At 61.1% G+C, this 17,059-nt stretch carries 17 protein-coding genes; 11 read left to right on the forward strand and 6 right to left on the reverse strand.

What is annotated here, in order from left to right:
- Positions 1-103 precede the first annotated feature (103 nt).
- Both BLQ09_RS26190 and BLQ09_RS26195 read left to right on the forward strand, forming a co-directional pair.
- A complete protein-coding gene (locus BLQ09_RS26190) occupies positions 104-748 on the forward strand; it encodes a GntR family transcriptional regulator (protein WP_092359056.1) in 645 nt (214 codons plus the stop codon).
- Between the two features lie 15 nt (positions 749-763).
- The gene (locus BLQ09_RS26195) at positions 764-1,612 is read left to right on the forward strand and encodes an urea carboxylase-associated family protein (RefSeq protein WP_092359057.1); all 849 of its coding nucleotides are present in this window, start codon (positions 764-766) and stop codon (positions 1,610-1,612) included.
- Between the two features lie 6 nt (positions 1,613-1,618).
- On the opposite strand, the gene BLQ09_RS26200 is transcribed toward BLQ09_RS26195, so the two are convergent.
- Positions 1,619-1,786, reverse strand: coding sequence for a DUF2897 family protein (locus BLQ09_RS26200; RefSeq protein WP_092359059.1), 168 nt, complete (start codon positions 1,784-1,786; stop codon positions 1,619-1,621).
- A gap of 110 nt (positions 1,787-1,896) precedes the next feature.
- Positions 1,897-3,261, reverse strand: a complete 1,365-nt coding sequence (gene eat, locus BLQ09_RS26205; RefSeq protein WP_027604147.1) for an ethanolamine permease — start codon at positions 3,259-3,261, stop codon at positions 1,897-1,899.
- A gap of 412 nt (positions 3,262-3,673) precedes the next feature.
- On the opposite strand from eat, the gene kdpF reads away from it, so the two are divergent.
- From kdpF to BLQ09_RS26235, 6 genes are all read left to right on the forward strand, one after another.
- Positions 3,674-3,763: a K(+)-transporting ATPase subunit F gene (gene kdpF, locus BLQ09_RS26210; protein ID WP_003218754.1), complete on the forward strand. Its 90-nt coding sequence runs from the start codon at positions 3,674-3,676 to the stop codon at positions 3,761-3,763.
- Positions 3,764-3,772: 9 nt separating this feature from the next.
- Entirely contained in the window at positions 3,773-5,467 is a 1,695-nt protein-coding gene (gene kdpA / locus BLQ09_RS26215) for a potassium-transporting ATPase subunit KdpA (protein WP_027604146.1), read from the forward strand.
- 9 nt (positions 5,468-5,476) lie between these two features.
- Positions 5,477-7,540 carry a potassium-transporting ATPase subunit KdpB gene (gene kdpB, locus BLQ09_RS26220; RefSeq protein WP_065928095.1) on the forward strand — a complete coding sequence of 688 codons (2,064 nt, stop codon included), beginning with the start codon at positions 5,477-5,479 and terminating at the stop codon, positions 7,538-7,540.
- A 64-nt stretch (positions 7,541-7,604) separates the two neighbouring features.
- Positions 7,605-8,150, forward strand: coding sequence for a potassium-transporting ATPase subunit KdpC (kdpC, locus tag BLQ09_RS26225; RefSeq protein ID WP_092359061.1), 546 nt, complete (start codon positions 7,605-7,607; stop codon positions 8,148-8,150).
- Positions 8,151-8,286: 136 nt separating this feature from the next.
- Positions 8,287-10,938, forward strand: a complete 2,652-nt coding sequence (locus BLQ09_RS26230) for a sensor histidine kinase (RefSeq protein ID WP_092359063.1) — start codon at positions 8,287-8,289, stop codon at positions 10,936-10,938.
- 37 nt (positions 10,939-10,975) lie between these two features.
- On the forward strand, positions 10,976-11,665 hold the full coding sequence (locus BLQ09_RS26235; RefSeq protein ID WP_027604142.1) for a response regulator: 690 nt from the start codon (positions 10,976-10,978) through the stop codon (positions 11,663-11,665).
- Positions 11,666-11,968: 303 nt separating this feature from the next.
- Here BLQ09_RS26235 and BLQ09_RS26245 read toward each other — a convergent pair whose 3' ends face one another.
- Complete coding sequence (locus BLQ09_RS26245; protein ID WP_003172684.1) at positions 11,969-13,006, reverse strand: patatin-like phospholipase family protein; 1,038 nt, start codon at positions 13,004-13,006, stop codon at positions 11,969-11,971.
- 216 nt (positions 13,007-13,222) lie between these two features.
- On the opposite strand from BLQ09_RS26245, the gene BLQ09_RS26250 reads away from it, so the two are divergent.
- From BLQ09_RS26250 to BLQ09_RS26260, 3 genes are all read left to right on the forward strand, one after another.
- Entirely contained in the window at positions 13,223-13,501 is a 279-nt protein-coding gene (locus tag BLQ09_RS26250) for a hypothetical protein (RefSeq protein ID WP_017848818.1), read from the forward strand.
- Between the two features lie 44 nt (positions 13,502-13,545).
- Complete coding sequence (locus BLQ09_RS26255) at positions 13,546-14,307, forward strand: CHAD domain-containing protein (protein WP_027604141.1); 762 nt, start codon at positions 13,546-13,548, stop codon at positions 14,305-14,307.
- 90 nt (positions 14,308-14,397) lie between these two features.
- Positions 14,398-15,195, forward strand: coding sequence for an acyl-CoA thioesterase (locus BLQ09_RS26260; protein WP_092359065.1), 798 nt, complete (start codon positions 14,398-14,400; stop codon positions 15,193-15,195).
- A gap of 3 nt (positions 15,196-15,198) precedes the next feature.
- On the opposite strand, the gene BLQ09_RS26265 is transcribed toward BLQ09_RS26260, so the two are convergent.
- From BLQ09_RS26265 to BLQ09_RS26275, 3 genes are all read right to left on the reverse strand, one after another.
- Positions 15,199-15,561, reverse strand: coding sequence for an Mpo1-like protein (locus BLQ09_RS26265; RefSeq protein ID WP_027604139.1), 363 nt, complete (start codon positions 15,559-15,561; stop codon positions 15,199-15,201).
- A gap of 143 nt (positions 15,562-15,704) precedes the next feature.
- Positions 15,705-16,121, reverse strand: a complete 417-nt coding sequence (locus tag BLQ09_RS26270; protein WP_081744390.1) for an Imm50 family immunity protein — start codon at positions 16,119-16,121, stop codon at positions 15,705-15,707.
- Positions 16,118-17,059 (reverse strand): RHS repeat-associated core domain-containing protein (locus BLQ09_RS26275; protein ID WP_175472331.1); only part of this gene is annotated, 942 nt, incomplete at its 5' end. The genes BLQ09_RS26270 and BLQ09_RS26275, both read right to left, overlap by 4 nt.

Raw genomic sequence — 17,059 nt, forward strand, 5'->3', positions numbered from 1 at the left:
TTTAACCAACTTGACCTTTTTTACACACTCGTCGGCATGCAGGGCGTTGGCATGAAATGTGATTACATCTAGACGGAAGATTGTTCAACAATCGTGAGGTGTCATGACGCTCAGTTTGTCTTTAGCCGACCAGATTGCCCTGGAGTTGCGTGCCGACATTATTGCGGGGCGGTTATTGCCAGGTATGGCATTGGTCGAGGTGGACCTGGTCAAGGCCTACAGTGCGTCGCGCAATACGATTCGCGAAGCTTTGCACCGTCTGGGGCAGGAGGGGTTGACCCGTTATGTGCGTAACAAGGGCGTCATGGTGCGGCGGTTGGAGCGGGAGGAAGTCCGCGACCTGTTTGTAGTCCGCCGTACCCTGGAGTTGCAGGCCATCGCCGGAAGCGAGGCCTTGACGCCCGAGCAATCCGAGCGCCTGCAAAACGCCATTGACGCCACCACCCTGGCCCGTGAGCGCGAGGATTGGCGTGCGGTGGCCACCCACAGTTTGCTGTTCCATCAGCACATCGTCGGGTTGATGGGCAGCCCGTTGTTCGATGAGTTTTTTGCCCAGGTCATCGCCCAGTTGCGCCTGGTGTTTTGCGCCGCGCCTGATGAGCAACGTTTCCAGTCGCCCTGGCTGGAGCGTGACCGTGAGATTTATCAATGGCTTGTCGAGCAGGACAAACCGGCGGCAGGGGAGGCGATGAGCCTGTACCTGGATGATTCGGAACACCTGTCCTTGGCCCTGTTTACCCACCCCTGATCGAGGATCTGCATCATGTACAAAGACTATCCGGCCGCTTATCAGGTCAGCAAGGGTTTGGCGTTGCAGGTCGACGCGGCATTTTACGAGCGCATTCGTGACCGAAAAGATCAGCGCAGCTTGATCGAGCAGTTCGAGGTACCGATTCGCACGGGCAGGGCGTGGAAGGTGCCCGCCGGGCATGTGTTTCGTGTCACCACGCCCGTGGGCCCGCAGGTGGGGGACTTCAATGTGTGGAACGCCAATGACCCCCGCGAACGTCTTTGGGCTGCACGTACCCGTCAGTTGCAGGGGGCGCATGTGAGCACTCATGACCGGCTATGGTCGAATCTGCCATTTCTAAGGCCACTGGTGACCATCACCGATGACAGCCTGGCCAGTTACGGCATCGATGAGCACGGCGGGCGTCTGCATGACTTGCTGGGGACGCGGTGCGATCCCTATGTGAACCGCATGCTCACCGGCAAGGACTTCCATCACCATTGCCACTCCAACCTGACCCGCGCGGTATTACCCCACGGTCTGACGGAATTCGATGTGCATGACGTGCTGAATATTTTCCAGTGCACGGGCCTCAATCACGACGACATGTATTTCATGAAAGCCTGCCCGGCGCAGAAGGGCGATTACCTGGAGTTCTTTGCCGAGATTGATTTGCTCTGCGCGCTGTCGACGTGCCCGGGCGGGGATTTGTCGCTGCCGATGTGGGGCCCGGATGCGCAGGACCCGCTGACGGTGTGCCGTCCGCTGGGGGTGGAGATCTATCGGCTGGAGGACGAGTTGCTGGACGGCTGGAGCCAGCCGGAGCGTGCTGCCTATAAAGGGCAGCACGGGTTGCAGATTGCCAAGGCGGATTGGGAGTAAGCGGTCCTAGCGGTCCTGCGCGTCCTTGGCGTCCGCCTGGGTGTTGCGTTCGGCCACGCGTTTGCGTTGTTCGTCGGTGAGTTCCACCTTGTTGGCGCTGTCACGCAGCATCATCAGCCCTCCGACGATCGACCCGATCGCAACCACCATAATCAACCACGCATACCACGGCATAAGGCTCTCCTTGAGGCAGATTACCGTCGGAGAATTTTCCCACGGCAATAACTACTTTGAGTGACGGGCTTTCTGAGTAGTTCAGTGTAGGCCCGTTCTGCCTTGAAACCTTAGAGCCCGGTCAACATTGCGTCTGCCGGCGCATCGGCACGATCCTGTGCGGTCATCTGGAAGTAGATGAAACCCACGGCCATAAAACCGAGGAAGATCAGCCCGATCAGCGTGTTGAACCACGCCATGGCCACCAGGCAGACCACGGCCAGCGCCAGCGCAATGCCGGGCACGATCGGATAACCCGGCGCGCGGAAGGTACGTTCCAGCAGCGGTTCGGTCTTACGCAGTTTGAACAGGCTGAGCATGCTCATGATGTACATCACGATGGCACCGAACACCGCCATGGTGATCATCGCCGCGGTCAATGTCATGCCGCCCAGGTTGATCAGGCCATCGCTGTAGATGGCGGCGATGCCGACCACGCCACCGGCGATGATTGCCCGGTGTGGTGTCTGAAAACGCGATAATTTGGCGAGGAAGGAGGGCAGGTAACCGGCGCGGGCCAGGGCGAAGAACTGGCGCGAGTAGCCCAGGATAATGCCGTGGAAGCTCGCCACCAGGCCGAACAGGCCGATCCAGACCAGCATGTGCAGCCAGCCGGAGTTGTCGCCCACCACGGTTTTCATCGCCTGCGGCAGTGGATCGTTGATGTTCGACAGGGTGCGCCAGTCGCCCACGCCGCCGGCGAAGAACATCACGCCCATGGCCAGGATCACCAGGGTCAGGATGCCGCTGATGTAGGCCTTTGGAATGGTGCGCTTAGGATCTTTTGCTTCCTCGGCCGCCATGGCTGCGCCTTCGATGGCCAGGAAGAACCAGATGGCAAACGGAATCGCCGCAAACATCCCGGCAATCGCCGGGGCGCCGAAGGTATCGGAACCGGCCCAACCGTTCAGGGCAAAGTTGCTGAAGCTGAACGCGGGCGCGACCACGCCCATGAACACCAGCAGCTCGGCGACGGCGAGCACGCACACCACCAGCTCGAAGGTCGCGGCCAGTTTCACGCCGAGAATATTCAGCCCCATGAACACGATGTAGGCACCGACGGCCGCATGCTTGGGGTCCAGGGCTGGGAACTGCACATTCAGATACGCGCCGATCGCCAGGGCGATGGCAGGCGGGGCGAAGACAAATTCGATCAGTGTGGCGAGGCCTGCGATCAAGCCGCCTTTCTCCCCAAAGGCGCGACGACTGTAGGCAAACGGCCCGCCTGCGTGAGGAATGGCGGTAGTCAGCTCGGTGAAACTGAAGATAAAGCAGGTGTACATCGCGGCGACCATCAGCGAGGTCACCAGGAAGCCCAAGGTCCCGGCCACGCCCCAGCCGTAGCTCCAGCCGAAGTATTCCCCGGAAATCACCAGCCCGACGGCAATGCCCCATAAATGCAGGGTGCCCAAGGTGGGTTTGAGTTGTGTGTTCATTGTGCTGCGCTCCCTGAACGGTTTGGAATGATTCAAGGTGTTGCAGCGGCCATGCCAGCCTGAGAATGATTGTCGTAAAGCGGCGCAACTGTCGTGTGGGGGATGGTTTGGCGTTTGAAATTTGCCGGCGTCGCACCAGTTAGGTGCGGCGGTGACGGTGCCGGCGCTATCGGGAGCAAGCCCCCTGCCATAGGTTGACTGGCGCTCGGCATGACAACGCGGTCAAGTGTGGGAGGGGACTTGCTCCCGATAGCGCCCGCCCAGACACCAAATACCCCCCTGTAAACCCCGCATAAACCCACTCTTTACGCCATCTTTACGCCCCGCCCACCCCGTCGCTCTCGTTCCTTTACGCCACTCCTGCGGACAATTGCCCCACACGCGGCACTCGCCGCTAAACGGAGAGACTTCCATGAGCGTTCTGGACGGGGTGTCACTGCTATTGGCCGTGGCGCTGTTCATTTATCTGCTGGTTGCGCTGTTACGCGCGGATCGGAACTAGGAGCTGGCCATGCACAGTTATGACTATTGGCTGATCATTGCCTTCTTTGCCGTGGTACTGGTGCCGGCGCCGTTCCTGGGGCGGTTCTACTACAAGGTGATGGAAGGCCAGCGCACGTGGCTGAGCCCGGTGCTGGGGCCTGTCGAAAAAGCCTGTTATCGCCTGTCGGGGGTGGATGAACATCAGGAACAAAGCTGGCAGAAATACATGCTGGCCTTGCTCGCGTTCAACCTCGCGGGCTTTTTGCTGTTGTTTGCGATCCTGCTGTTCCAGGACTATCTCCCACTGAACCCGCAGAAATTGCCGGGCCAGGAATGGACCCTGGCCTTTAATACCGCGGTCAGTTTCATGACCAACACCAACTGGCAGTCCTACAGCGGTGAGGCGTCCCTGAGCTACCTCAGCCAGATGGCTGGCCTGACCGTGCAGAACTTCGTCAGTGCGGCCACCGGCCTGGCCGTCCTGGTCGCGCTGTGCCGTGGGATCGGGCGCAAATCCGCCAGGACCCTGGGTAACTTCTGGGTCGACATGACCCGCGCCACGCTCTACGGCCTGCTGCCGTTGTGCCTGGTGCTGGCGCTGTTCCTGGTATGGCAGGGCGTGCCGCAAACCTTCGCGCACTATGTGGATGCCGTGACCCTGCAAGGCGTGGATCAAGTGATCCCCCTGGGCCCGGCAGCCAGCCAGATTGCGATCAAGCAACTGGGCACCAACGGCGGCGGCTTCTTCGGCGTCAACTCGGCGCACCCGTTTGAAGACCCGACCGCCTGGGCCAACCTGTTCGAAGTGGCCTCGATCATCCTGATCCCGGTGGCGTTGGTATTCACCTTCGGCCACTACGTGAAAGACCTGCGCCAGAGCCGCGCGATCCTTGGCTGCATGCTGGCGCTGTTCCTGATCGGCGGCGCCACTTCCCTGTGGTCCGAATACCAGCCCAACCCGAGCTTGAACAACCCGGCCGTCGAGCAGACCGCACCGCTGGAAGGCAAGGAAGCGCGCTTCGGCACCACCGGCACGGTGTTGTGGTCGGTGACCACCACCGCGGCGTCCAACGGTTCGGTCAACGGCATGCAAGACAGCCTCAACCCCCTCAGTGGGATGGTGGCGCTGGTCAACATGATGGTCGGCGAAGTGATCTTCGGCGGCGTCGGCGCCGGTATGTACGGCATGTTGCTCAACGTGTTGATCGCGGTGTTCCTGGCCGGCCTGATGATCGGGCGCACCCCGGAATACCTGGGCAAGAAACTCCAGGCCAAGGAAGTGCAGCTGCTGGTCGTGACCCTGCTGGTGATGCCGGTGGGCGTGCTGGTATTGGGTGCCATCGCCGCGAGCCTGCCCGGCCCAGCCGGCGCGATCAGTAACCCTGGCCCTCACGGTTTCAGCCAGTTGCTGTACGCCTACACCTCGGCCAGCGCCAACAACGGCTCGGCGTTCGGCGGTTTCAGTGCCAACACGCCGTTCCACAACCTGATGCTGGGCCTGGGCATGTTGATCGGCCGCTTCGGCTACATCCTCCCGGTACTGGCCCTGGCCGGCAGCCTGGCGATGAAGAAGACCGCACCGATTGGCCAGAACAGCTTCCCGACCCATGGTCCGCTGTTCGTGACCCTGTTGACCGTGACTATTTTGCTGGTGGGCGGCCTGACTTTCCTGCCGACGCTGGCGCTGGGGCCCATCGCTGAACACTTGAGCATGGGCTTCTAAAAAGGGGATATGAACATGAATATGCCTGCAAAAAACGCGGCCCCGGTCAAAACCCAGGAACCCGCCAAAACCGCCGTCTCGGCCCTGTGGCGCCCGGCGCTGGTCCAGGCGTTCGTCAAGCTGGACCCGCGCCAGCTGCAACGCTCGCCGGTGATGCTGGTGGTCGAGCTGACCGCCATCCTCACCACCGTGCTGTGCTTTGTGCCCGACACCGCCGTACCGACGTATGTGGCCGTGCAAATCGCCGTGTGGCTGTGGTTCACCGTGCTGTTCGCCAACTTCGCCGAAGCCTTGGCCGAAGGACGCGGCAAGGCCCGTGCCGACAGCCTCAAGGCCGGCAGCGAAGGCCTGAGCGCGCGGCGTAAGGAAGCCGATGGCAGCTTCAAGGTCGTGCCGGCCACCAGTCTGCGTAAAGGTGATGTGGTGCGTGTGGCCGCCGGGGAAATGATCCCCGGCGATGGCGAGGTCGTCGAAGGCATCGCAGCGGTCAACGAAGCGGCGATCACCGGTGAATCCGCACCGGTGATCCGCGAGTCCGGCGGCGATCGCTCGGCCGTCACCGGCAACACGCGGCTGGTGTCGGACTGGCTGCTGATCCGCATCACCGCCAATCCCGGCGAGTCCACCCTGGACCGCATGATCGCCCTGGTCGAAGGCGCCAAGCGTCAGAAAACCCCCAACGAAGTCGCGCTGGATATCCTGCTGATCGGCCTGACCCTGATCTTCCTGCTGGTGGTCGTGACCTTGCAGCCGTTCGCCCACTTCGCCAATGGCAGCTTGCCCCTGGTGTTTTTGGTCGCACTGCTGGTGACGCTGATTCCTACCACCATCGGCGGCTTGTTGTCGGCCATCGGTATTGCCGGTATGGACCGTCTGGTGCGCCTTAATGTGATCGCGAAGTCTGGTCGTGCCGTGGAGGCGGCCGGTGACGTGCATGTGTTGCTGCTGGACAAGACCGGCACCATCACTTTTGGTAACCGTCGGTGTGCGGCGGTGGTTGCGGCGCCTGGCGTCAGCGGCAAGGAAGTGGCCGAAGGTGCGTTGTTTGCCTCTTTGGCCGATGACACGGCAGAAGGCAAATCCATCGTCGAATACCTGCGGGCTCTGCACCCGCAGGCCGAGCCATCCCTGGATGAACTGACCGCGGTACCGTTCAGCGCCGAAACCCGCTTGTCCGGTGTCGACTACCAGGGCCGCGTGTTCCGCAAAGGCGCAGTGGATTCGTTGCTGGCGTTTATCGGCCAGCCACGTGGCGACCTGCAACCGGCATTGGCACGGGAAATCGACAAGATCGCCCAGAGCGGCGGCACACCCTTGCTGGTGTGTGCCGACGGCAAATTGCTCGGTGCGATCCACCTCAAGGACGTGGTCAAGCCCGGTATCCGCGAACGTTTCGCCGAGCTGCGCAAGCTGGGGATTCGCACGGTGATGGTCACCGGTGACAACCCGCTGACGGCCGCTGCGATTGCTGCCGAAGCCGGTGTGGATGACGTGCTGGCCGAAGCGACCCCGGAGAAAAAACTCGCGCGCATCCGTCACGAGCAAAACGACGGCCGCCTGGTGGCGATGTGCGGTGACGGTGCCAACGACGCCCCGGCACTGGCCCAGGCGGACGTCGGCATGGCGATGAACGACGGCACCCAGGCCGCCCGCGAGGCCGCCAACATGGTCGACCTCGACAGCGACCCCACCAAGCTGCTGGACGTGGTGCAGATCGGCAAGGAGTTGCTGGTGACCCGTGGCGCGTTGACCACCTTTTCCATCGCCAACGACGTGGCCAAGTACTTCGCGATCCTGCCGGCGTTGTTCGCCTCGATCTACCCGCAGTTGGGCGTGCTCAACGTGATGCATTTGCAGAGCCCCCAGAGCGCGATTCTCTCGGCCATCGTGTTCAACGCGCTGATCATCGTGGTGCTGATTCCCCTGGCGCTGCGCGGTGTGCGTGTGCAGGCCGCGAGTGCGGCGGCGTTGCTGCGGCGCAACCTGCTGATCTATGGCCTGGGCGGGTTGCTGGTGCCGTTCGTGGGCATCAAGGCGATCGACATGCTGCTGACCGCGCTGCACCTGGTGTGACCCGATGCCTGTGGGCGCCACCCCGGTGCCCACAGGTTGCAAAGACCGAATTGAGGAATTTGAAATGTCCAACATAATCCGCCCGGCCCTGAGCCTGCTGGTGCTCATGACCCTGATCACCGGCGTGGCCTACCCACTGGTGGTGACCGGCGTCGCCCAAGTCGCTTTCCCGGACCAGGCCAACGGCAGCCTGGTGCGCGATGCCAGCGGCAAGGTGCGGGGCTCCAGCCTGATCGCCCAGGACTTTACCGGTGACAGCTGGTTCCATCCGCGCCCTTCGGCGGGGGCCTTTGCGACGGTTTCCAGCAGCGCCAGTAACCTCGGCCCCAGCAACCCGGCCTTGGCCACCCGCGTGTTCGATGACGCGAACAAACAGTTGGTGCCCGGCCAGGGCCCGGTGCCTTTGGTGTCGCTGACTACCTCCGGCAGCGGTCTTGATCCACACTTGCCACCCCAGGCGATTGCCTATCAACTGGCACGGGTGGCTGCCGCGCGAAATGTGCCGGTATCGACCCTGCAACGATTGATGGATGAGCATATCGAAAGCCCGCTGGTGGGGCCGCCAGTGGTGAATGTGCTGGCGCTGAACATGGCCCTGGAAAAACTCTGAACCCTGTGGGAGGGGGCTTGCCCCCGATAGCAGAGTGTCAGTCAACACAGGTATCGACTGAACCACCGCTATCGGGGGCAAGCCCCCTCCCACATTGGATTTTCTCTGGGTCTGAACAATTGAAGGAAACCCCAGCATGAGCGACTCCGGCCGCGCCGATGCCCTGCTAGCCGATCTACCCCGGGACGGCCGTGGCCGGCTCAAAGTTTTCCTCGGCGCCGCGCCGGGTGTGGGCAAGACCTACGCCATGCTCCAGGCTGCCCACACCCAACTGCGCCAGGGCGTCAAACTGATCGCCGGCGTGGTTGAAACCCACGGCCGCGCCGAGACCGAAGCCTTGCTCAGCGGCCTGCCGCAACAACCGCTGTTGCGCAGCGAATACCGTGGCGTGATGCTCGAAGAAATGGACCTCGACGGCCTGCTCGCCGCCAAGCCCAAGCTGGTGCTGGTGGACGAACTGGCCCACAGCAACGCCCCCGGCAGCCGCCATGAAAAGCGCTGGCAAGATATTCAGGAACTGCTCGCCGCCGGCATCAACGTGTTTACCACGGTCAACGTCCAGCACCTGGAAAGCCTGAATGACCAGGTCCGCGGTATCACCGGTGTGCAGGTCCGCGAAACCTTGCCGGATTGGGTGCTGCAGGAAGCCGACGAACTGCTGCTGATCGACCTGCCGTCCCGCGAACTGCTCGAGCGTCTGCGCGACGGCAAGGTGTATGTGCCGGAGCAGGCCCGCGCCGCCATCGATGCGTTCTTCACCCAGACCAACCTGATGGCCCTGCGCGAGCTGGCGATGCAGACCGCCGCCGCCCATGTCGACGACGATTTGGCCCAGGGCTATCGCCAGCTCGGCCAGGCGGCGCCGGCGGTGCGCGGTCGTCTGTTGGTGGGCGTGGATGGCGATGCGCAGGCCGAACGCCTGGTGCGCCATGCCAGTCGCGTCGCCCAGCGCCGGCATTTGCCGTGGAGCCTGGTGCATATCGACAACGGCCGTGCGCGGGATGAGCAGGCCCGCCTGCGCCTGCAAAACGCCCAGCAACTGGCCGAGCGCCTTGGCGGCGAAGTGGTGCTGCTGCGGGCGGGGGAGGTGGCCAAGACCTTGATCCAGCATGCCGCCGAACGCCGTGCCAGCCTGCTGTTGGTGGGGCAGTCGCGAATGCGTTGGCGGCGTCGCCTGTTCGGTGGCGGCTTGGCGGCGCGCCTGTTGCGTAATGCCCGTGGCTTGGAAATCAACGTCCTCGACAGCGACGATGTGCCCGCAGCCCCACGCTTGCCGGATGTGCGCGGCCTGGTGTGGTTCGATTACGCCTTGGCCGTGGTTGCGACCCTCGTCGCCGCCGCTGTGGCCTGGGCCGTGGCAAGCGCACTGCCGTTGCCGAATATCTCGCTGGTGTTTCTTGCCGCCGTGTTGCTGGTGGCGGTGCGCAGCAGCCTGGGGCCGTCCCTGGTGTGTGCGGCGTTGTCGTTCCTGACCTATGACTTCCTGTTTATCCCGCCGAATTTCTCCTTCGCCATCCAGCGCGAAGAGGACGTGCTGACGCTGTTGTTCTTCCTGCTGATGGCGGCGCTCACCGGCAATCTTGCCGCACGCCAGCGCCGTCAGTTGCAGGCATTGCGCGACACCCAGGAAGAAACCGGCGAACTGCTCGACCTGTCGCGCAAACTCACCGCCGCCACCGACCGCCAGGCGGTGATCAGTGCCGCCGCCCACCATCTGGAAGGCTGGAGCGACCTTGATCTGTGCCTGGTCAATCGCGACGGCCAGGGTGGATGGAAGGTCGAGACCGGCGGCCCGCTGACCTTCACCGAAGCCGAGCGTGCTGCGGCCGATTGGGCCTGGCAGCATGACCAGCCGGCAGGTATGGGCACCGGCACCCTGCCGTTCGGGCGCTGGTGGTGGTGGCCGTTGTCGGGCGAAGAAGGCCCGCTCGGGTTGCTCGGCGTCAGTGCCAAGCCGGGCCTGGAATTGAGCGGCCAACGCCGTCGCTTGCTCACCGCCTTGAGCCAGCCCCTGGCCCAAGCCCTGGCGCGGGCGCAGTTGGCCCAGGAGCTGGAATCCGCCCGTTTGCATGGCGAAACCGAGCAACTGCGCAGCGCCTTGCTGGCGTCGGTGTCCCACGATTTGCGCACACCGTTGACCTCCATGCGCGGCAGTATCGACAGCCTGCTGGCGCTCGGCGAAGCCATCCCCCTGGAGGATCGCCGCGAGTTGCTCGAAGGTACTCGTGATGAAGCCGAGCGCCTGGACCGCTATATCCAGAACCTGCTGGACATGACGCGACTGGGCCATGGCGCGCTGAAGCTGGCGCGGGACTGGGTGTCGCCCGGCGATATTGTCGGCAGTGCGCTCGGGCGCTTGCGCGCGGTGCTGGCACCGCTGCAGGTGAGCACCGATGTGCCGGCGGAGTTGCCGCTGCTCTATGTCCATGCTGCGTTGATCGAACAGGCACTGGTCAATGTGCTGGAAAATGCCGCGCGCTTTTCACCGCCCCACGGTCGATTGCAACTGAGCGCCGGCGTCTCGGATAACCGATTGTTTTTCGCCGTGGCGGATGAGGGGCCCGGTATTCCTGAGGATGAGCGGGCGAAGATCTTCGACATGTTCTACACCGCCGCACGCGGTGATCGAGGCGGGCAGGGCACCGGCCTGGGCCTGGCGATCTGCCAGGGCATGGTCGGCGCCCATGGTGGGCATATCAGCGTGGCCGATGGCATTGAGGGGCGCGGTACCTGTATCACGCTGTTCCTGCCATTGCCGACACAGCCTGGCCTGGAAGGCGAGGCGTGAGCTACCCTGTTTTCTCTACGGATGTTGATTGGACGCCATGAGCCAGACCGCGACGATTTTAGTCATTGATGACGAACCGCAGATCCGCAAATTCCTGCGCATCAGCCTGGCCTCCCAGGGCTACAAAGTGATCGAGGCCGGTACCGGCAACGAAGGCCTGGCCCAGGCGGCGTTGAGCAAACCCGACTTGCTGGTGCTCGACCTGGGCCTGCCGGACATGGACGGCCAGCAGGTGTTGCGCGAGTTTCGTGAGTGGTCGACGGTGCCGGTACTGGTGCTGTCGGTGCGGGCCAGCGAAGGGCAGAAGGTCGAAGCCCTCGACGGTGGCGCCAATGACTATGTCACCAAGCCCTTCGGCATCCAGGAGTTCCTGGCCCGCGTGCGCGCCTTGTTGCGCCAGGCGCCGGTGGGCGAGACCCAGGAAGCGGCGCTGCAGTTTGGCCCGTTGACGGTGGACCTGGCCTATCGCCGCGTGCTGCTGGACGGCGCCGAGGTGGCACTGACCCGCAAGGAATACGCGGTGCTGGCACAACTGGCGCGGCATCCGGGACGGGTGATCACCCAACAGCAACTGCTCAAGGACATATGGGGCCCGACCCACACCGACGACAGTCACTACCTGCGGATTGTGGTGGGGCATCTGCGCCAGAAGCTGGCGGATGATCCGACCCAGCCGAGGTTTATCGTGACCGAGGCTGGAGTGGGGTATCGGTTGTTGAGCGCCTGAGGCGATCTGTCAGCCTCTCTGTGGTTCTGTGGTTCTGTGGTTCTGTGGTTCTGTGGTTCTGTGGTTCTGTGGTTCTGTGGGTTCTGTGGGTTCTGTGGGTTCTGTGGGTTCTGTGGATTCTGTGGATTCTGTGGATTCTGTGGGTTCTGTGGTGAGCGGGCTTGCCCCGCGCTGGGCTGCGTAGCAGCCCCAAAACCAGGCCCAAAGGAGTACCTGACACTGCGCGCTCCTCATTGAGTGGGGCCGCTGCGCAGCCCAACGCGGGGCAAGCCCTCTCACCACGGCTCTAGCGACACAGCTGTCTCAGCGCTGCTCACTCTCATAGCGATCCAGGGTATCACTGGCAATTTCCCGCCCAAGTGCGATCAACTCCGGCGCCTTGTAGAACTCGAAAAACCGGCACACCCGCTTCGGCACGTTGATCAGTACATCCGGCGGGTAGCCCGCGATCTTGTATTGCGCCAGCGAGGTTTGCATCACCTCGAAACTCTGGTTGATCAGATCCAGCAATGATGCAGGCCCGACGTTATCGATGATGAATGAACCGGTGGCCGACTTCGGCGCCCCCGGCTTTTCCGGAGCGGCGGCAGGTTGCTGGGATTCGGGTTCGGCCGACTCCAGCCACGGATTGATCTCGGCCGCCTGGGCCTGCAAGGCTTCCTGCTCAAGTTTCATCAACTGCTCGGCCTGCTTGCGGCGAAACGGCAGGTGCGAACCCAGTGATTTCGCGAGGCTGTTGAAGCGGCTCTTGAACGCCGGGGGGCGCTGGATCACCGGCAAATGGTAGTGTTTCTGGTTGGTGGCGTTGAGGTTGACCGCGATGATCAAGTCACAATGGCTCGACACCACCGGCACGATCGGCAGCGGGTTGAGCAGGCCGCCGTCCACCAGCATGCGGTTGCCTTGCATCACCGGGGTGAACAGGCTGGGAATCGCCGCCGAGGCGCGCATGGCCTGGTGCAGGCAGCCTTCCTGGAACCAGATTTCCTGTTGGTTGGTCAGGTCGGTGGCAACGGCGGTGTAGGGGATGCGCAGCTCTTCGATATTGATCTCGCCGACGATCTTGCGGATTTGCCCGAAGACCTTTTCGCCACGAATCGCCCCAAGGCGGAAACTCACGTCCACCAGGCGCAGCACGTCGAGGTAGTCGAGGCTTTCAATCCAGTTTCGATACTCGTCCAGTTTGCCCGCGGCGTAGATCCCGCCCACCACGGCCCCCATGGAGCAACCGGCGATACAGGCGATGTCGTAGCCGCGCCGTTCGATTTCCTCGATCACCCCGATATGGGCGTAGCCCCGGGCCCCGCCGGAACCCAACACCAAGGCAACACGTTTCTTCATGGTCGATGTCCTTCATAAACGGGGGCCCACAATGCGCCTATTTTGGGGGCCGCTTCAATCTTCGTTGCGCCTGGCAATATTTTTCAAGAATAGCGCCCAGGCTCGGGTATGCTCTGGCAATAGGTACTACCGATTTCAGGCTAAGGACAAGGCACTTTTTCTTGTAGGCAACGTCTACAGCGTACGACTGTTTTTCTTTATTTTGAGGTGTCATCGATGAAAGCCTGGATGTGTGTGCCTGTGATCATGTTGGCCCTGGCGGGTTGTGCCGGGAAAACCGCATACCGCGACAGCTGTGGCTCGCAATTGGATGCCGCCTGGAAAGAGCTCGACCTGGCCAAGGCCGAAGGTTTTGCCGGCACCGTCAGCTACTCCAAGGCCTTGTCGTTGTTGACTGGCGCCAAGACCCAGCAGCAATTCGAGGCGTTTGAAGGCTGCGCCAACAAGGCCGAAAAAGCGCGGTTCTATATTCGTGAGTCGCGCGCCGGGCGTTAACGTGCAGAGCAGAGTGGGATTTTTCATCTGAGAGTGAGGGCAGGATGTCATCTTTGGTCGATCAGTTAGTCGCTCAGGTCATTGGCCTGGAAGTAGGGTTACTGAGCTGCCAGGCTCGCCTCGCTGCCGTCACCGATGATGAAGCCTTGCATGATCTGCGCACCACCGTGCGCCGCCTGCGCAGTCTGTTGCGTCCTTTGCGCGGGCTGCCGGGTGTGGAACAGCTTGAATTGGCCGCCGGCACGGTCGGCCAGTTGACGACGCCGCTGCGCGACCGAGAGGTGCTGGCGGCGTATTTGCATCAGCATGGTTATCACGAGGCCGCTGATCGACGCCTGCGCCTGCAACCCGACGCCTATCGCCAGGTGGCACAGGGCCCGGAAGTTGCCCATCTGCTGCTGATCCTTGATGCATTCCCGCGCTTTATCCGCGCCTCGGAGCACCAGAAATTGCTCAAGGGTTTGCGACCGCGCATTGAGAAGCGCCTGGCCAGGCAATGGCAGAAACTCGATCAAGCGCTGAAAGATCCAGACCATGATCGCCACCGTTTGCGCTTGTTGATCAAGCGTGTGCGCTATGCCGCCGAGGCTTACCCCCAGCTGGATAAGTTGCCCGCCAATGCCCTGCCACGCCTGAAGAAAGCCCAAGCGGCACTGGGTGATTGGCATGACTGCTGGCAATGGTTGGCCCAGGCCGAACATCAAGCCGATCTGCAGCCTTGCGTTGCGATATGGCATCGCACCATGGCCAAGGCCGAAGGGCAGGCGGATCGCGTGCTGGACAAACTCAGCGCGGATTGTTTCTAAAACGGTCCGGCTTTTGGCCGGAATAAGCGCTGTACCTTGGCTGCGCGCTGGTTAAGATCGCCCATCTGTTTCTTTTGATGTGAGGTCGCCATGCGCTTTAGTGATTTGCTCGACGCCGCCCGAAGCAACCCGCTGAATGTCACCATTCCCGCTGAATGGGCCCAGGGCCGTGCCACGTTCGGTGGCCTGGTTGCTGCGTTGCAATACGAAGCCTTGCGCGCCCAGGTGCCGACGGACCGCCCATTGCGCTCGCTTGCGATCACCTTCGTTGGCCCGGTCGCACCCGATGTACCCGCCAGCTATCAAGTCGAAGTGTTGCGTGAAGGCAAGGCGGTCAGCCAGTTGCTCGGCCGTGTTGTGCAGAACGGTGAGGTCGCGACCCTGATACAGGCAAGTTTTGGCGCATCCCGCGAGTCGGAAATCGATGTGGCCAGCGAGCCGCCGCCGACGTTCAAGCACTGGGATGAGTGCCAGGAACTGCCCTATATCAAGGGCGTCACGCCTGAGTTCATGCGCCACCTGGCGATGCGTTGGAGCGTTGGCGGTTTGCCGTTTACCGGGAATAAATCCCGCGAGATGGGCGGGTGGGTTCGCTTGCGCGGGGATGTGAAGGAAGAACCGCTGACCGAAGCGCATATCCTCGCCCTGGTCGATGCCTGGCCCCCGGCGTTGCTGCCGCACCTGAAAAAGCCCGCTCCGGGCAGCACCCTGACCTGGACCATCGAATTCATCCAGCCGTTGCAGGAATTGACGACCCTGGACTGGTGCCAGTACCACGTCAGCATCGAACATGCGCGCGACGGCTACGGTCACGCCGCCGCCGCGCTGTGGAGCCCAACCGGTGCGTTGATCGCCCTCAGCCGCCAGACCGTGGTGGTCTTCGCCTGATCGTCAGTGACGGTGGCGCAGCCGCCAGGCACGCCACCAGCCACCGCTCAACACAAAGCGCGGGAACGTCAGGAACTGCTCGACCACCAGGCGCTGTACTGCGTCTTTACGATCACTGAACGGCTCACCGGCCTCGGCTTCCAGGCTATGGCCATGACGCTGCAACGCCAGGCCAGCGAGGATGCCGACTACGCCAATGGCGAAACTGGCCAGGCTCAGGCTGAACACTCCGGACACAATCAACAGAAACCCGATGATAAACAACGGCACGGCAATCAGGTGCAACGCCAGGTTGGTCGGGTGCTGATGGTTTTGCGGGTAGTTACGCCATTGCCAGGCGGGGAGATTGGGATGACGTTTGCCCATGATGGTGAACCCTCTGTCCGTTGAAATAACATGGGGAGAGTTTAGGTGGGGGTGGGCGGGTGGGCGAATTGGGGTTGGCTATAGCGCTCATAGTTTCTGTTATGTAAATCATCTAACCCTTTCTCCCATCTATTCTACAAAACTTATGCTGGCCAGCTATGATCTCCTGGTTCAGGACAATTTATATAAACTGACGGCCCAGCCATAGACAGCCACTTTGATTTAAATTCAATAGAGGCATTTTCTGATTTTGCGTTGAAAATAAAGTGCTCGTTTTCTCGCGTTATTTTCGCAATGAAAATTTCCCGGCGAGGAAGATTGGTTATCTGCAGGTTACTTATTGCGTTACAGGTTAGTCCAATCCTGCATGTGTTGTATCCTTTGTTCTCCCATTTTGGAGGTAAAAAATCTGGAAAGTCTGGTATGTCAAAACCAATGCTGAGAGAAGGTTGGTCGTTTTCTATCGTCAGAGAGTGTATATAAATCTCGCGAATTTCAATTGGACGACTGAACAATTTATTAAAAAATATGGTTCCTTCAAGATCATTCCAATGCTTCATTTTTTATCCTTAAATGGGTAGTGGTCTTTTGTTCCCGGGACTTTGCCGGTTCGCGGTGTATCAATTGGGCGTAGGTTGAAGTGAGAGCCTTGATCGCCTGCTCCGTTTTGAGCACCGAAATTATGCCCTGCTGAATGGTCTTGTATTAGTATTTTGGAACCATCGGCTCTCGTATATTGGTAGACCCTCGTCTTAATCGGTTTTCCAGAATTATCTAAAATTGTTTTTTCATTTATATCTGACATTTTCACAGTGTTGTATTGTTTTTTTGCGCCAGAGCCAGCGTCGATAAATACATCGGGTTGTTGCGATGTCGGTATATTGGCGTCTCTTTTTGCTTCGCGGAATGCTCCTTTACGAGATACATAAGGTGCGTGAGGTTCAACAGGTATTGCGCAGGTTGGATTTTTCTTTACTACGCCGGTGCAACGGGCATTCAGTCCGAGTGGATCTACCCAACCCGTAGGGTTAGGCACGTACTGGTACGCGTTGATCCCACCCGCCAACTTCACCGGATCAGGCGTCAGGTAACACCCAATATCCGGATTGTAGTAGCGATGGCGGTTGTAGTGCAGTCCGCTTTCCTGATCGAAGTACTGACCCTGGAAACGCAGCGGGTTGTAGATTGTGCCTTTGTCGAGTCGGCTGATCTGGCCGTAGGCGCGGTAGTGGGCGGACCAGACGATTTCGCCCTCTGGGTCGGTGAGTTCCTGCGGCGTGCCGAGGTGGTCGAGTTGGTAGTGGTAGGGCTTGGTATCTTTTGGGCCGAAGCCTTCCAACAAAACCAGCGGGCGAAAGCTGTCGGGTTCGTAGAGATAGCTGCGATGGCGGTCTGCATGGTGTTCGGCAATCAGCCTGTCGCCTTGCCAGAAAAACTCCGTGGTGATGCCGTCCACGGTTTTGCTGATGCGCCGCCCAAACGGGTCGTAGCGGTAACT

Origin of the sequence: Pseudomonas sp. NFACC25 (assembly GCF_900100935.1) — a bacterium.
GTDB lineage: Bacteria > Pseudomonadota > Gammaproteobacteria > Pseudomonadales > Pseudomonadaceae > Aquipseudomonas > Aquipseudomonas marginalis.

Bases quoted from the DNA above. Each gene is read 5' to 3' on its own strand.
- BLQ09_RS26200 (WP_092359059.1), bottom strand. From the start codon at position 1,786: ATGCCGTGGTATGCGTGGTTGATTATGGTGGTTGCGATCGGGTCGATC.
- kdpB (WP_065928095.1), top strand. From the start codon at position 5,477: ATGAACATGAATATGCCTGCAAAAAACGCGGCCCCGGTCAAAACCCAG.
- kdpF (WP_003218754.1), top strand. From the start codon at position 3,674: ATGAGCGTTCTGGACGGGGTGTCACTGCTATTGGCCGTGGCGCTGTTC.
- BLQ09_RS26270 (WP_081744390.1), bottom strand. From the start codon at position 16,121: ATGAAGCATTGGAATGATCTTGAAGGAACCATATTTTTTAATAAATTG.
- BLQ09_RS26250 (WP_017848818.1), top strand. From the start codon at position 13,223: ATGAAAGCCTGGATGTGTGTGCCTGTGATCATGTTGGCCCTGGCGGGT.
- BLQ09_RS26195 (WP_092359057.1), top strand. From the start codon at position 764: ATGTACAAAGACTATCCGGCCGCTTATCAGGTCAGCAAGGGTTTGGCG.
- kdpA (WP_027604146.1), top strand. From the start codon at position 3,773: ATGCACAGTTATGACTATTGGCTGATCATTGCCTTCTTTGCCGTGGTA.
- BLQ09_RS26265 (WP_027604139.1), bottom strand. From the start codon at position 15,561: ATGGGCAAACGTCATCCCAATCTCCCCGCCTGGCAATGGCGTAACTAC.
- eat (WP_027604147.1), bottom strand. From the start codon at position 3,261: ATGAACACACAACTCAAACCCACCTTGGGCACCCTGCATTTATGGGGC.
- BLQ09_RS26230 (WP_092359063.1), top strand. From the start codon at position 8,287: ATGAGCGACTCCGGCCGCGCCGATGCCCTGCTAGCCGATCTACCCCGG.
- BLQ09_RS26235 (WP_027604142.1), top strand. From the start codon at position 10,976: ATGAGCCAGACCGCGACGATTTTAGTCATTGATGACGAACCGCAGATC.
- BLQ09_RS26255 (WP_027604141.1), top strand. From the start codon at position 13,546: ATGTCATCTTTGGTCGATCAGTTAGTCGCTCAGGTCATTGGCCTGGAA.
- BLQ09_RS26245 (WP_003172684.1), bottom strand. From the start codon at position 13,006: ATGAAGAAACGTGTTGCCTTGGTGTTGGGTTCCGGCGGGGCCCGGGGC.
- BLQ09_RS26190 (WP_092359056.1), top strand. From the start codon at position 104: ATGACGCTCAGTTTGTCTTTAGCCGACCAGATTGCCCTGGAGTTGCGT.
- BLQ09_RS26260 (WP_092359065.1), top strand. From the start codon at position 14,398: ATGCGCTTTAGTGATTTGCTCGACGCCGCCCGAAGCAACCCGCTGAAT.
- kdpC (WP_092359061.1), top strand. From the start codon at position 7,605: ATGTCCAACATAATCCGCCCGGCCCTGAGCCTGCTGGTGCTCATGACC.